The organism is Erwinia sp. CGal63 (genome assembly GCF_037026505.1).
In the GTDB taxonomy this organism is placed as follows: domain Bacteria; phylum Pseudomonadota; class Gammaproteobacteria; order Enterobacterales; family Enterobacteriaceae; genus Erwinia.
The window spans coordinates 503,130-516,145 of the sequence record NZ_JAKUMN010000001.1 but is presented as its reverse complement, the minus strand read 5'-3'; the positions used below and the strand labels follow the sequence as shown (position 1 = coordinate 516,145).

Genomic DNA, 13,016 nt, shown 5'->3' with positions numbered 1-13,016 from the left:
AAGCCGGGGACGATATGTATAAAGATTCAGGAGCGCAGCTCTACCGCAAGGTAGGCCTGGAAAGCAGCGTGTTAGGCGCAAGCCAGCAGCAGCTGACCACGCTGTTGTTCGACGGGGCGCTCAGCGCCCTGGTTCGCGCACGGCTGTTTATGCAGGATGGTCAGATCGAGGGCAAAGGCAACGCCATCTCTAAAGCCATCAATATTATTGAAAATGGTCTGAAGGTCGGGCTGGTGAATGAAAGCGGCGATGAACTGGCCGATAACCTGCTCGCCCTTTATGACTATATGATCAGACGCCTTCTTCAGGGTAATCTGCAGAATGATGTCGCCGCCGTTCAGGAAGTTGAAGAGCTGCTGCGCAATATTGCCGATGCCTGGAAAGAGGTTACCGCCACCGCTGTTTTTCAGGACGCCGTTTAATGAATATCGCACCGCATCTGATGTCGATTTACCAACAGCTACTCGTGCTCAGCCAGTCAATGTTGCGTCTGGCAACAGAGGGCGACTGGGATAGATTGATCGAAATGGAAGCCGACTATGTCAGTGCGGTGAGCAAACTGGCGGCCTGTACGCAGCAAACGCCGGTGCCGGCTCAGACACAGGAGCAGCTGCGTCCCGTGCTGCGCCATATTCTCGACAACGAAGCGGAAGTAACCAGCCTGCTGCAGGCGCGCAAGGCGGAGCTTTCGCTGCTGATTAGCCAGACCGGCCGTCAAAAGAGCGTCAATAAAACCTACGGCGGCATGTCAGGCGTCATTCTTTTTCCGCAAAACTCCCAGAGCGTTTAACCGCTCTCGCGGCCGCTAAACCGGCCCGCTTTTCGTGGGTAAGCGAAGCGTGAAATATTTCTGCGCTTACCCCGAGCTTTTCCCGCCGCCTCTTCCATACTTCAGGTTCCCACTGACGATTAATGGAAAAATGGCATGCGTAATCCCACACTATTGCAGTTCTTTCACTGGTATTACCCTGACGGAAGCAGGCTGTGGCCGGAAGTGGCTGAGCGTGCCGAATGGCTGGCGCAGGCTGGGATCACCGATGTCTGGCTGCCGCCCGCTTATAAAAGTTCCGAAGGCGGCACGGGCGTGGGCTACGCCACTTACGATCTTTTTGACCTTGGGGAATTCGAACAGAAAGGCAGCCGCGCCACCAAATATGGCGATAAAGAGCAGCTGATTGCCGCCGCTAACGCGCTGCGATCGCACGAGATCGGCGTGATTATGGATGTGGTGTTCAACCACAAAATGGGCGCCGACGAAAAAGAGAAGGTGCAGGTTAATCGCGTCAATCCCGAAAACCGCGAAGAGATTGATGACGAAGTCATCGAGGCGGAAGCCTGGACGCGCTTTACCTTTCCGGGCCGCGCCGGCCAGCACTCGAAATTCATCTGGGACTATAAATGCTTTAACGGCGTGGACTGCATCGATAATCCGGAAGAGTACGGCGTCTTTAAGATCGTCAATGACTATACCGGCGACGGCTGGAACGAACAGGTCGACGACGAGCTGGGCAATTTCGACTACCTGATGGGCGCCAATATCGACTTCCGCAATCACGCCGTTACCGAAGAGCTGAAGTTCTGGGCGCGCTGGATGATGCAGCAGCTTCCCTGCACCGGCTTTCGTCTGGATGCGGTGAAACATATTCCCGCCTGGTTCTATAAGCAGTGGATCGATCATATTCAGGAAGTGGCGGAACAGCCGATGTTTATCGTGGCGGAATACTGGTCGCACGAGGTGGAGAAGCTGCAAAACTATATCCACCACGTGGAAGGCAAAACCATGCTGTTCGACGCGCCGCTGCAGATGAAATTCCACAACGCCTCGCGCGAGGGCGCCAACTTCGATCTCAGCCAGATTTTCAGCGGCACGCTGGTTGAACACGATCACTGGCATGCTGTAACTATTGTCGCCAACCACGACACGCAGCCGCTGCAGTCGCTGGAAGCGCCGGTAGAACCCTGGTTTAAACCGCTGGCCTACGCGCTAATCCTGTTGCGCGAACAGGGCGTGCCCGCCGTGTTTTATCCCGACCTGTTCGGCGCCAGCTACAAGGATGAAGGCGGCGACGGCGAAGAGTATCAGATCGATATGCCTGTTATCCCGGAGCTGGAAGCGCTGCTGCGCGCGCGTCAGGAGTTTGCGCACGGCATTCAGACTGAATGGTTCGATCACGCTAACTGCGTGGCTTTTGCGCGCAGCGGCACAGATGAACACGCGGGCTGCGTGGTGATCATGTCAAACGGGGAGCAAGGCGAAAAGACGCTGCCGCTGGGCGAGGATTTTGCCGGAAAAAGCTGGCGGGACTATCTGGGGCATCGTGAGGAGCAGGTAACGTCCGATGAGGAGGGCAACGCGACCTTCTTCTGCAACGCGGGCAGCGTCAGCGTCTGGGTGCTGGCTGACTAAACACGCGCGCAGCGAAGAGGCCGCGTAACCGGCAGACAATCAGGATTTGCCGTTTTTCATCATGACTTTATGGTGCGATTTGCCGCCTGTGGTTTTGGCGGCTTTTTCTGCCTGCGCCCGGTCGTTAACATGCTTTAACGCTTCCTGACACTCCGCGGTCGGCTGCGGAACTCTCTGCAGCACCAGCTTGTCGTAATGCAGCTCGCGCCCTTTCAGCTCCAGCGGCATCACCCGCACTTCATTATTCACGTTGACCCAGTCGCCGGAAAACTGTGTGACTTTGCCCGGTTTAGCGATCACGCGCTGCCACTGACGGCAGTCCAGCGTGTCGCCAGCCGCGCTGATAATCAGGCTGGCCGTCGCCTCTTTGCTGACCAGCCCTTTCTGCGGCCCAAAGGTTTGCCAGTTACCGACCAGGTCGGCAGGCGGCGGCGTCTTAATCGCGCTCTGGTAGTTAGGTATTTGCGCGCAGCCGGCCAGCGCTACGGCGGCGACCGTTAAAATCCACTTTTTCATTTTTCAGTTCCTGACTCGTCAACCAGGCGCTACGTTATAATCTTTTACCCGTACAATTCAAGCAGTCTCGCCCTGCCCGCGCGCTTTTCATCAGCAGATGCCGAAAAGGCGATGGAAGTGTAAACTTAGCGCCTCATTTTTTGCCGGATCCCCGTTATGAAAACCATAGAAGAGTATTACGCCACCGCTACCGCACTTTTTCTGGAGGCGTACCCGGAAATCAAAAGCGGCATCGCCGCGCTGAGCCAGCAGGACGCGGATTCGCTGGGCATGACCCTGCCCGCTTTACAGCGGCTGCAGACCGATCGCGCCTGGGCCGCCTATACCCGAGAGAAAAAGCTCGACGGGATGCTGTTCGCCATTCAGCTCGCCGAACCGGATAAAGAAGTGGCCGCCCAGGCTATCGAAGCCTACCTGCGCCAGCACGCTGAAGCGCTGGGCATGAGCTGGGAAGAATTCTGTATCAAAAACGAGCTTTAATCGCCCGCCATTTGCCTTATCCGGCGCCTTTTTACCCGCGCCGGAGAGGCTGTTTTAGTACCGCTCAAAGTGGGAATGCTCTTAAACAAATAGAGGCAGCGCATAATAGCGCGTAAAGAGAAATTTTTTGCGTTATATATAGCGTTAAACCTTCTGTCCTATAGAAAATCAGGCCGGGTTTATTATTTCACCAGACGATTGAAATTAGATAATCGCAGGGATATTCTTTACGCGCTTTCCGGCGTACTCCCTCTTTTTCCAGGGGTTATTATGCCGCCGCCTGTCAGGGATGACTCATTTTTTAAACAACTGAATCATGAAGTTAGAAAGTCGGCCGTCGTGACAACGTTCGTGCGCGGCTCAGGGTATTGCCTTGAATAAAATTTGAGCCAAAGAAATGCCGCTAAGTAAATATAAAATCAATCTGGTTATTCTGCTATTTTTTATCACGCTCTGTATGACGATGCTGGGGCTTTACTGCCGCACCACCGCCGCGCTCTCTCTTTTCTGGCCCTGCAACGCGATCCTGCTGGGGCTGCTGGTGCGTTTTCCCCAGTTCAGTTCGGCGCTGACTTTTCCTGCCGTCTACGTCGCCCTGGTCACGGCGGATATCGCCTTCGGCACCGCGGTCGCGCCTTCAATCGGCATGGACGCGGCCAATCTCTCCTTTATCGTGACGGGGCTCGGCGTCCTGCTGAGCGGCGACAGCTCCGCACGCCGTCTGCAGGCGCTGAATCGCGTTTTTCCCGCTTCGGTGGTAGGCGCGGCGGTCTGTGCGGTGATCGGCTCGGTCGCCAGCCAGCACTATTTCCATGACGACCTGGTAAAAGGCTGGATCTCCTGGTTCTGCGAGCAGGTTTCCACCTCTATTCTGCTGCTGCCGTTGGTGATTACGCTGCCCCGCCGCGACGAGCTGAACGAACTGCTCAGGGATATTCGCTCTGCCTCGCCGCTGCCGCTGATTTCGCTGCTGGTTTCGGGCGTGATGGGCATTTACGTGGGCGGCGGCGGCAGCCTGATTTTCCCGCTGCCGGCGCTGATGTGGTGCGCGGTGAGCTATCCGCTCTTTATCACCTGCCTGCTGACGATGATGACCGGCATCACGGAAATTATTCTGGTCGCCAGCAACGTGCTGAACATCCAGGGCAGAGATGATTTCTTTCTGATCGACAGCCTGGCTTCGGCGCGGCTCGGCGTGGCGGCGATGACCATCAGTCCGCTGATCGTCGCGCTCAGCGCCACCGCCAATAAAAAGCTGGTAGCGCGCATTACCCGCAGGGCCGATTACGATCTGCTGACCGGCGCGCTGACGCGCAGCGGCCTGGCGGCCAGGCTTGACACCCTGGGCGCCCGTCGGGATCAAGATTTTAACGGCGCGGCTTTTTTAGTGGATATCGATCGCTTTAAAAATATCAACGATACCTTTGGTCATGCGGCGGGAGATTATGTGCTGGCGCAAACCGTCGAGCGCATTCGCCAGACGCTGCAGCAGACGGCGATTATCAGCCGGATGGGCGGCGAGGAGTTTTTGATTTTGATTGAGGGCGTTTCGGCGACACGCGCTTTTCTGCTCGCCAATCGTCTGCGTCAGAGCATTGAGCAGCACACCATTATTCTGAACGATGAGGATCTGAGCGTAACGGTCAGCATCGGCATCAGCACGCTGAAGCTGGTGGACGCCAAAAGCCTGGATGAGTCGATTAAGAGCGCCGATAAGCAGCTCTATCTGGCCAAAAGCGGCGGCAGGAATCGGGTCTTTCCGGAATTTGTGCTGTAAAAAAAAGGCCGCCATTGCTGGCGGCCAAAGCCTTATCGGCTAATAGTAAGCAATTTTACGGTCTGTGCCGTTAATATTGACCGTGACATAGCCTGCGGCTGTCGTGGTCGAAGGTGCTGTAGCGGTAGTGGTAGCTATCGTCAGCACTCCTTTTTCATTGGCGCCTACGCCTGCCAGTCCGTTATGCAGGCTCATCCTGGCGTTAACCGCCGTGGTGCCGACCAGGTTAGGATCGGTCACCTCCACCAGGCTTGGCCGGTAGTAGCAGCATTCGCCGGAATCAAAGCGGCTTGGGCCGGTCGCCCGCAGGCTGAACGAAGTATCGCCGCTGTTGGCTTTCACCTTGATGAAAACCTCCGCCACGGTCATCCCGACGCGGTTGATTTTGGCATCCAGTACGGACGGCAGCCCCTTATGCTGTATATCGCCATAGATGCCGTTCCAGCAGCGTGAGATATTCAGCCATGTCAGACAGGAGTTGGTCGAGGTGGTCGGATTGCCTAAAGTTTTGTCCAGTGCTTCCGTGCTCAGCTTGCCGATAATCTCGAAAATCCACTGCAGGTTATCTTTAGGGAAGTTAATCAATCCCAGATTGAACCACTTGTCAGCGCTGGTATTGTTGGTGACCCGATAACCGGAGTACCAGCCGGGACGAATTGAACCGTTCAGCGAGATACCGTAGTTCTCATCGCGACGCCAGCCGTACTCAAAAGCGGAAAGCCAGCGGCTTTTATCGTCGAAGCTCAGATCCAGCGCGCTGCCGCTTTGCAGGTTAAGCTGGCGCATCTGCACGCGGCTGTTGGTCATATCCAGCTTGTTGGGGCAATCTTCGACGCTCAGCGCATCCACAATCCACTGGCCGTCGCGCAGGTTGCCGGGGAAGCGGCTGTGCTCGATCCAGACGTTGTAGATCAGGCCCTGAGTTACGCGCGGCATCCATAGTGCGGCGTCCGCATAGCTGTACTGGAAGTTCGCATTGGTCAGCTCGATCGCCGTCGAGTGGTCCCAGGAACCCGCCGCCGTGCCGGAGTAGTTGACGTCGAAAATCCTGCCGTAGGTAGTGGTGGTGTAGATCTGGTTGAACTTGGTATCCAGCGTATCCAGCAGCTTGATTACCGTACCGCCGCAGTTCTGCGCGCGGAAGCCGTCAATCAGTACTGATTCGCCCGCCACGATGGTGTTTTCAAAGAACGGCTGCGTGTTGGAACACATCTCCGCCGTAATCGCCCCCGTGTTGGTTTTAACATCCGCAGACGTTTGACCATTCCAGCAGATACCTTCGATAGTGACGCGGCGCGATTTAACCTTGAACACCGGCGAAGACGATTTGTCGGAAAGAATGGTGGTACGCGGGATGGCGCCGTGCGGGTTGTGGTCCCCGTAGATATAGAAAAACGCCGTCTCGTTTGCTGAAATATCGATTGGCTTGACCAAAAAATTACCCGCCGGGAAGCGTACAGCGATATCACGCATGCTGGTGTTATAGGTCTGCGCCCAGGTCAGCATATTTTTTACCGGCGTAGTGTCGTCGTTCGCGCCATCGCCGCGAGCGCCAAAATGAAACAGGTTCACCTCATCCGGATCGTCCACTACGCGGCGCCAGTAAAACCCGTTGCCGACCGCCAGCGTACCGCCATTATCCGCTGGCAAAGAGGTAGTAACATAACCCACGAAATTACCGCCGCCGCGATAGTAGTTATCATTATTATAATAACGACGCAGAATAGCCAGCTCGCCGGTTTTAGATGGCGTGGTCGTTCTCAGTTCAGCAAAAGAGTTAACTTCAATCATAATAACCTCCGCGACAATAAGCAGGTGCAAATTGTCTGTAGTGAATAATTAATAGTTGAACGTTTAGCCTTTATTATTATCCGTCGAACTCTTCCTGAAGGACGGTTATTTCCTGTTTATTTGGCGCACACTTTATTCCACATATCGTTGTGCACATTAATTTCCTTTACTGTCCTGATGTCCATTAATTTCCAGTCTTGCCCATAGGTCCTGATTGGCGAAAATAAAGTGCAGGACGAATCGACAATGAGTTTAGGGCTGTTTGTCGTTGAATTGCGACTCGCGCAGCTTGCGACGAGCGTCATCATCATTAAGAGCATTATTAACGGCCTGAACATTTCTGGCTTCCTCGCTGTTTTTTGCCTGTTTTTCGGCGACGGCGGATATCTGCGCGCTTTCGACTTTAGCGGCCTGCACGTCCGCCTTCGCCTTTTGCTGCACCTTGCCGGTTTTTTTGCCGCCGAACCAGCTGGCCACGATGGCCGCGATAACCACGCCAATCCCGGCCAGCAGGTGCCAGCTTCCGTTAAATAAAGAGAGGAAAGCGGTCATTTTTTCTCTCCTGCGGCGGGCGGTGCATCTCCTGGAGCGGGCGGCACATCTGCCGAAGTGGGCGCCGCATCTGCCGCCGTGGGCGTTACGTCTGTCTTAGCAGGCGATGTATCTGTCGCAGCAGGCGTTGCGTCTGTCGCAGCGGGCGGCACATCTGCCGTAGCGGGCGGTGTATCTGCCGCAGCAGGCGTTGCGTCTGTCGCAGCGGGAGGCACATCTGCCGTAGCGGGCGGTGTCTCTGCCGCAGCGGTTGGTGTGTCAGTCGCAGCAGGCGTTGCGTCTGTCGCAGCGGACGGTGTATCTGTCGCAGCAGGCGTTGAGTCTGCCGCAGCGGACGGCGCATCTGTAGCAGCGGACGGCGTATCTGCCGCAGCAGGCGTTGCGTCTGTCGCAGCGGGAGGCACATCTACCGTAGCGGGCGTATCCACCGCTGGCCTGCCAGCCGACGCCGTTTGCTCTGAGGTCACTATTGATACCGCCGGTGATACGCCATTGGTAGGTTCCATGGGCTCTGGGGCAGATGATTCAGCCGACTCGTCTGTCGCTTCCGTCTGCGAGGTAGTCGCGGAAGAGCCGGTGTCCTCCGCCGCTGTTTCTGACGTTGCCGGCGCCCTTGGCCTGCCCGCCGCCGACGTTTGTTCCGAGGTGACTATTGAAACCATTGGCGATGCGGGCGCCGTGGCAACATCTACCTCTCTCGGCCTGCCCGCCACTGCCGTCTGCTCTGAGGTCACTATCGATACCGCTGGTGAGACGGTTTCGGCTGATGTTAAGGGTGAAGTATTGGTTTTATCAGACATAGTGGTTTGCTCCGTTGTTACCAGTGAAATTGCGGGCGACGGCGCTGCGACACTCGCTGGTTTGGGTTCAGAAGATGACGCCAGCGTTAGCCCAACGGCTGCCGCTGTTGGCACTGAGGCTAAGGCTGGCGCCGCAGGCGCTGCCGCTGTGGTCGTGGTTGATGAAGCCGCAGGCGCTGTTGTCGTCGTTGCCATGGGTGAAGCCGTCGGCGCCGCCGTTGGAGCCACCATTGATGAAGCCGTCGGCGCTGCCGTTGGGGTCGCTGCCAGCATTTCTTTCGCCGCCGCTAACTTTTTCTGGCGAATAAACTGGGCGATCACCGCCATCGCCACCATAAAAGAAGCCAGAAAACCCAAAAAGTGCTGCGGAATCACCGTCTTCACATCTTCTGGCAGGCCGCTCCAGGCGCTGGTGGCGGAATCAGGAAAAGCCTGAACCCAGGCGCCAATCGCCGAGCCAGCCGAAGCCAGCCACACCGACCAGGCTTTAAACAGCAGCCGGGCATGAGCCACCAGCTCGATTGTGCCCTTTCTGCTGCTGCGCCAGACGATCAGCGCGATCGCCAGCACAGCAAGGATAAAGAGAATAAATTTCATATAACCCCCTGCCACGCATCGTAAGTGCCGCTGCGCATCGCCTCCGCGTGACGCTTCGCTCTGGCGGGCGTCTGCTTCGCCCAGAGGCTGCTCAACAGGCCTTCCGCCGCGCCCGCAAAATTTTGGGTGGCAATCATCTGAAGCGTATTTTTGAAAGCGGCCAGCCCGTCGATGCCTAACTGGTAGGCCATGCTGTAAAGCACATCGGCACGGGCATCGTTGCACTGTTTCAATGCCGCCACTAATACCGGCCTGTTATTCATTTCCTTTATTTTTTCGTTGATGATTTTTTGCATCCATATATCGCCCACTTCGCGGGGAACGGTAAAAGTATAATTTTTTATCGATGCATCTTTAGGGCCGATAAGAATACCGCAGCCAACCGTTGGATAACCTTCCGTGTCAATATAAGGTTTTTCTTTATAACCTTCTTCATAGGCCAGAATTTGAATTATCTTGCTCATTTTTCACCCCTTCATAAAATAGCCGCCGTGGCGGAATGGATAAGGACACTTCCCCGGTGAAAATGAAATTTTATAATTTAGCAGGCGTTTCAAATTGCCTTTCTAACACATTAGAACCGAAATCGCGTACGCAACCAATTTTTTCTGGAAAATTCTTCTTATCGATGAAATGTATTTAACGTTATTGGTTTTTTTTAATGAAAATAAGAGAGTTAGGAGGCGGACGTCCGGCGAATTATTTTTCGCATTCCAGTTCGACTTCCAGCGCGCTCAGCACTCCCTCGACAAACCCTTCGGCAGTCTGCAGCTGTTTGCGGATAGTGCCGTCGGCGCAGCGACGTCGGCGCGCAATAGAACGCAGTGAAATACGATAGTGATAGTGAGCGACCAGCAGCGCGTGTTCGTCAGGATGATTGATTCTGAGCCGGCTGATACAGCTATCCAGAATCAGGCCGTCGTTATCGCTACATACAGGACGGTTGGCCGGCGCGGCCGTAATCAGGCCGCGAAAACCGGCGGCGATGTGCGAATAGCTTACGCCGCTCTGTTCCGTCGCCGCCCAGCCGCCCCATTTTTCCAGCAAAGTTTTCATATCTCGCATTTTGACCCCCTTCAGCATGAATAAAGCAGAAGAAAAAGTGAAGTTTTCAGCACTTTTCCCTGACAGCTGCTAATTTCAAAACGGTACTATTTTTTGCGTGCGGCTCTGCCGCTTCGCTTGTTTTCCCTGGGTCAAAAGGGTTGCCAGCGGTTAGGCTGGACGGCCTGATTGTCAAAGAGCGGGTGTGCTGAAATCGATAGCTTCCAGGAAGAAGTTTTATCCGTTTTAGTATCAACACACCTTAATTAATAGCATAGGTTATTAAACCTGCCAATAGCAAAGCGTGTTTGACGAAAAATACGCGTCGCTATAAATTCTGGTATATGAAACCGAATACACTCGCCTACCGACTGAACATGGCAATGTCCATGATGGGAATCACCCAGGGTGCTTTAGCTAAAGCATCGGGCGTATCACAACCTACAATCTGGCGCCTGACCAAAGGCGAGGCCGAAGGGTCGCGCAAACTGGTCGATATCGCCAGGGCTCTGGATGTTAATGTGCAATGGCTGGCCAGCGGCGAAGGAGAGATGCGCGGCAACGCGGCGCTAAGCGCCATTGAAAAAGTTAAAAGTGGATCGACAATTCCGGTCTGGGGACCGGAAGGTAAAACAGGGGAAATAGTCTCTGCGCCCAATGGAGTAAGGGCGAAGAGAACCTGGCGCGCCTATATTCTTGACAGGAACAGCGGCTGCGCAGAAGCCACTGCCGGCAGCATCGTTATTGTCGATACCGACGTACCACCTGAATCTGGAGATTTGGTGATGGCCAGGGTGAGTTCACGCATCTCGGTTTATCGCTATCTGGAAGGCCCCTCCAATGGTTTTTTGACCGTTGACGACCCCCGATTGCCCGCCGTTGAACTCTCAGAGGAGTCAGAACTGATTGGCGTGGCGATCTTTTTAATCCGTGATTTAAGGCGATAAGTACTGACATTCTGCCCCGGCAGAATGGTTTCTTTGTAACGCCCTCCAGACACTCTGTGCAGCACAGATATCATCAGCTTATCCTCGCGAAAACCCATCCTCTGCAACAGTTAATCTGCGCAGAGGCTTTGGCGCATTGATTCAACTGAATAGATTAGTAAAGCTTTTAATAACATCGCCAGAATAATGCGTAAAAAAAGCGTTAAGAAAATAATTAAACCATATAAAACAACGACTTAAATCAATAACAAAAGTTATAGATGCAATACCTATTGATATTAATAATAACTATGGCTATTGTTTTTTAAGGTGGATAAGTTCTCCACGCTTAACATTCCCCGTCATCGCGCTTAAGTGGCTGGGAAATCTGTTATTTTGTTTCTTCCCGGAGGTTTTTTATGGCCACTATCATCTGGAAAAAAGCCCGACCCGGCGGTACCAGCAAAAGCCGTTATAAAGCCCGTCGCGGCCAAATGCAGGCGCTGTTGGCGCAGGAAGAGCAGCTTGCCAGAAGGGTTTCCCGACTGCTGGCAGGCTGTAGTCTGCGGGTAATGAAAGCGGTGAGTGAGTGACACAACGGCTGTCCCCTGTGATTTATACTGGTTTTATATACAGTATTATTTCTTTTGGCAGCCAGGCAAGTTTTTTTCCGTCAGGCGTGACGATGGCGGCGGATCGAATAGATTACCGATGGCCCCGATCGTTGCGAGACGCAACAGTCAGGGCCCGGATTGCGGGCAGCAGGTAAAACAGGCGGCAGAAATCAGGCCCGATTATTGAAAATCTCCCGGGCCGGGAAAATTTAAAGCGGAGGGTACTAGCTGATAAAGGCCTTGTAGCTGACCGTCATTGTGGCTTTACAGAAGATGCAGTTGGCACCGTGGGGATTTTTTGGCGTGATATTGTGTAACGAGAAGCGGTACTGACATCCGTGGCATAGCGGACATCTGAATTTAATATTAGGAATAAATAGCCTTAGTATTACGAAATTGAATAGCTACTCTACCATTTTTACCCTTCACTGTCGAATTTTAAGCCAGCCGAACCGCTTTCTACTCCCGCCTTAGGAGGTTAAACCTTCGGGCATGTTGACCGGCTGCTTTACCTCGTAACGGAAATGACGCTAAAACGCCTGCTAAGCCACTGCTATCGCGTTCGCAGGTTACATCGCCTGCTGGCCCGGCTGCTTCCGGCAACAGTACCAGCGGCTTCTCAGGACGTTTGAGACGCTATCACTGGCCACAGCCTGACCGACCGATAATCAGGCTTACGCCTGCGCATCCACAGGTTCGTCTGCAAATTGTCTTTCCCTGTCATGATTTGCGCCAGGCCCTGCTTTTATGTAAAGCCGGCTGCGGTTTTAGCGGTAATAACCGTACCAAAAACTTTTCAAGCTTTCGATTTTGTACGGCCAGAAACAGTGAACCGTGATTTATCAATCACCTGTCCAGTTTCCGTGCCGAGAGGTCGCCTGCTGCCAATGCGGTTTCTGAGGCAGTGCATGGCCAGTAGCAATAAGAAAAAAACCAGCGCCGAGACAAGCAAAGTTATCATGACGAGTTCGCCCTGTAGATTCAATGACCGCCCTATTTTGCCTGAGCACGCTAAACGCCACGCCAACATAATGTAAAATGTCCGTTTATCCTATCCGCTTCATCAGGCCTGGCTTTGCCGTGCCGAAGATAACGTTTTGCCTTTTTTGCATAACCTCTTTTTCTCTTCCAGGCTTACGGCACAAGTCATTCTGGAGGAAATACCATGACCGAAGCTTATCAACGCTGTATCGAAGCCTGTTATCTCTGTGCGGCGGCCTGCGATCGCTGCGCCGCTTCCTGCCTGAAAGAAGAGCACGTCGATATGATGCGCGACTGCATTCGTCTGGATATGCAGTGCGCCAATCTTTGCCGCCTGGCCGCACAGTTTATGGCGCTGGAGAGCGAAGAGGCGAAAAAGCTGTGTCAGCTATGTGCGGAAGTTTGCCGCAAATGCAGTGAAGAATGCGGAAAACACGATCACGATCACTGCCAGAAATGCGCCAGCGCCTGTAAAAACTGCGCGGAAGCGTGCGAAAAAATGGCGGCCTGATAACGGCCAGAGAGGCATGA

At 54.1% G+C, this 13,016-nt stretch carries 15 protein-coding genes; 8 read left to right on the top strand and 7 right to left on the bottom strand.

The window, feature by feature from the left end; translation table 11 throughout:
- Positions 1-14: 14 nt before the first annotated feature.
- The 3 genes from fliS to amyA all read left to right on the top strand — a co-directional run bounded on the left by fliS (position 15) and on the right by amyA (position 2,407).
- Positions 15-422, top strand: coding sequence for a flagellar export chaperone FliS (gene fliS / locus MKZ79_RS02180; RefSeq protein WP_336139807.1), 408 nt, complete (start codon positions 15-17; stop codon positions 420-422).
- On the top strand, positions 422-790 hold the full coding sequence (gene fliT, locus MKZ79_RS02175) for a flagella biosynthesis regulatory protein FliT (protein WP_336139805.1): 369 nt from the start codon (positions 422-424) through the stop codon (positions 788-790). The genes fliS and fliT overlap by 1 nt, the downstream gene beginning before the upstream one ends.
- Before the next feature lie 135 nt (positions 791-925).
- Positions 926-2,407 carry an alpha-amylase gene (gene amyA, locus MKZ79_RS02170; RefSeq protein ID WP_336139796.1) on the top strand — a complete coding sequence of 494 codons (1,482 nt, stop codon included), beginning with the start codon at positions 926-928 and terminating at the stop codon, positions 2,405-2,407.
- Between the two features lie 39 nt (positions 2,408-2,446).
- Here the strand turns inward: amyA and yedD are convergent, their stop codons facing one another.
- On the bottom strand, positions 2,447-2,923 hold the full coding sequence (gene yedD, locus MKZ79_RS02165) for a lipoprotein YedD (RefSeq protein WP_336139794.1): 477 nt from the start codon (positions 2,921-2,923) through the stop codon (positions 2,447-2,449).
- A 156-nt stretch (positions 2,924-3,079) separates the two neighbouring features.
- Between yedD and MKZ79_RS02160 the strand changes: the two genes are divergently transcribed.
- Both MKZ79_RS02160 and MKZ79_RS02155 read left to right on the top strand, forming a co-directional pair.
- The gene (locus tag MKZ79_RS02160) at positions 3,080-3,403 is read left to right on the top strand and encodes a DUF6388 family protein (protein ID WP_336139791.1); all 324 of its coding nucleotides are present in this window, start codon (positions 3,080-3,082) and stop codon (positions 3,401-3,403) included.
- 397 nt (positions 3,404-3,800) lie between these two features.
- The gene (locus tag MKZ79_RS02155) at positions 3,801-5,180 is read left to right on the top strand and encodes a GGDEF domain-containing protein (RefSeq protein ID WP_336139789.1); all 1,380 of its coding nucleotides are present in this window, start codon (positions 3,801-3,803) and stop codon (positions 5,178-5,180) included.
- A gap of 39 nt (positions 5,181-5,219) precedes the next feature.
- On the opposite strand, the gene MKZ79_RS02150 is transcribed toward MKZ79_RS02155, so the two are convergent.
- The 5 genes from MKZ79_RS02150 to MKZ79_RS02130 form a co-directional block, all read right to left on the bottom strand.
- Positions 5,220-6,971, bottom strand: a complete 1,752-nt coding sequence (locus MKZ79_RS02150) for an amylovoran biosynthesis protein AmsF (RefSeq protein WP_336139787.1) — start codon at positions 6,969-6,971, stop codon at positions 5,220-5,222.
- Positions 6,972-7,223: 252 nt separating this feature from the next.
- Positions 7,224-7,523, bottom strand: a complete 300-nt coding sequence (locus tag MKZ79_RS02145; protein ID WP_336139781.1) for a hypothetical protein — start codon at positions 7,521-7,523, stop codon at positions 7,224-7,226.
- Entirely contained in the window at positions 7,520-8,920 is a 1,401-nt protein-coding gene (locus MKZ79_RS21225; protein ID WP_442897116.1) for a DUF7940 domain-containing protein, read from the bottom strand. The genes MKZ79_RS02145 and MKZ79_RS21225 overlap by 4 nt, the downstream gene beginning before the upstream one ends.
- A complete protein-coding gene (locus tag MKZ79_RS02135) occupies positions 8,917-9,384 on the bottom strand; it encodes a glycoside hydrolase family protein (RefSeq protein ID WP_336139779.1) in 468 nt (155 codons plus the stop codon). Before MKZ79_RS02135 ends, MKZ79_RS21225 begins: the two co-directional genes overlap by 4 nt.
- Positions 9,385-9,619: 235 nt before the next feature.
- Entirely contained in the window at positions 9,620-9,985 is a 366-nt protein-coding gene (locus MKZ79_RS02130; RefSeq protein ID WP_336139778.1) for an antiterminator Q family protein, read from the bottom strand.
- A 323-nt stretch (positions 9,986-10,308) separates the two neighbouring features.
- On the opposite strand from MKZ79_RS02130, the gene MKZ79_RS02125 reads away from it, so the two are divergent.
- Entirely contained in the window at positions 10,309-10,911 is a 603-nt protein-coding gene (locus tag MKZ79_RS02125; protein WP_336141329.1) for a LexA family transcriptional regulator, read from the top strand.
- A gap of 398 nt (positions 10,912-11,309) precedes the next feature.
- Positions 11,310-11,483 carry a hypothetical protein gene (locus MKZ79_RS02120; RefSeq protein ID WP_336139776.1) on the top strand — a complete coding sequence of 58 codons (174 nt, stop codon included), beginning with the start codon at positions 11,310-11,312 and terminating at the stop codon, positions 11,481-11,483.
- 245 nt (positions 11,484-11,728) lie between these two features.
- Here MKZ79_RS02120 and ymcF read toward each other — a convergent pair whose 3' ends face one another.
- On the bottom strand, positions 11,729-11,869 hold the full coding sequence (gene ymcF, locus MKZ79_RS02115; RefSeq protein ID WP_442897135.1) for a cold shock small protein YmcF: 141 nt from the start codon (positions 11,867-11,869) through the stop codon (positions 11,729-11,731).
- Positions 11,870-12,669: 800 nt separating this feature from the next.
- On the opposite strand from ymcF, the gene MKZ79_RS02110 reads away from it, so the two are divergent.
- Positions 12,670-12,996, top strand: a complete 327-nt coding sequence (locus tag MKZ79_RS02110; RefSeq protein ID WP_336139774.1) for a four-helix bundle copper-binding protein — start codon at positions 12,670-12,672, stop codon at positions 12,994-12,996.
- The last annotated feature ends 20 nt before the right edge of the window (positions 12,997-13,016 follow it).

Coding starts and splice junctions, on each gene's coding strand:
- MKZ79_RS21225 (WP_442897116.1), bottom strand. CDS start 8,920: ATGAAATTTATTCTCTTTATCCTTGCTGTGCTGGCGATCGCGCTGATC.
- fliT (WP_336139805.1), top strand. CDS start 422: ATGAATATCGCACCGCATCTGATGTCGATTTACCAACAGCTACTCGTG.
- MKZ79_RS02135 (WP_336139779.1), bottom strand. CDS start 9,384: ATGAGCAAGATAATTCAAATTCTGGCCTATGAAGAAGGTTATAAAGAA.
- MKZ79_RS02130 (WP_336139778.1), bottom strand. CDS start 9,985: ATGCGAGATATGAAAACTTTGCTGGAAAAATGGGGCGGCTGGGCGGCG.
- MKZ79_RS02125 (WP_336141329.1), top strand. CDS start 10,309: ATGAAACCGAATACACTCGCCTACCGACTGAACATGGCAATGTCCATG.
- MKZ79_RS02160 (WP_336139791.1), top strand. CDS start 3,080: ATGAAAACCATAGAAGAGTATTACGCCACCGCTACCGCACTTTTTCTG.
- MKZ79_RS02155 (WP_336139789.1), top strand. CDS start 3,801: ATGCCGCTAAGTAAATATAAAATCAATCTGGTTATTCTGCTATTTTTT.
- amyA (WP_336139796.1), top strand. CDS start 926: ATGCGTAATCCCACACTATTGCAGTTCTTTCACTGGTATTACCCTGAC.
- MKZ79_RS02145 (WP_336139781.1), bottom strand. CDS start 7,523: ATGACCGCTTTCCTCTCTTTATTTAACGGAAGCTGGCACCTGCTGGCC.
- MKZ79_RS02120 (WP_336139776.1), top strand. CDS start 11,310: ATGGCCACTATCATCTGGAAAAAAGCCCGACCCGGCGGTACCAGCAAA.
- MKZ79_RS02150 (WP_336139787.1), bottom strand. CDS start 6,971: ATGATTGAAGTTAACTCTTTTGCTGAACTGAGAACGACCACGCCATCT.
- fliS (WP_336139807.1), top strand. CDS start 15: ATGTATAAAGATTCAGGAGCGCAGCTCTACCGCAAGGTAGGCCTGGAA.
- yedD (WP_336139794.1), bottom strand. CDS start 2,923: ATGAAAAAGTGGATTTTAACGGTCGCCGCCGTAGCGCTGGCCGGCTGC.
- MKZ79_RS02110 (WP_336139774.1), top strand. CDS start 12,670: ATGACCGAAGCTTATCAACGCTGTATCGAAGCCTGTTATCTCTGTGCG.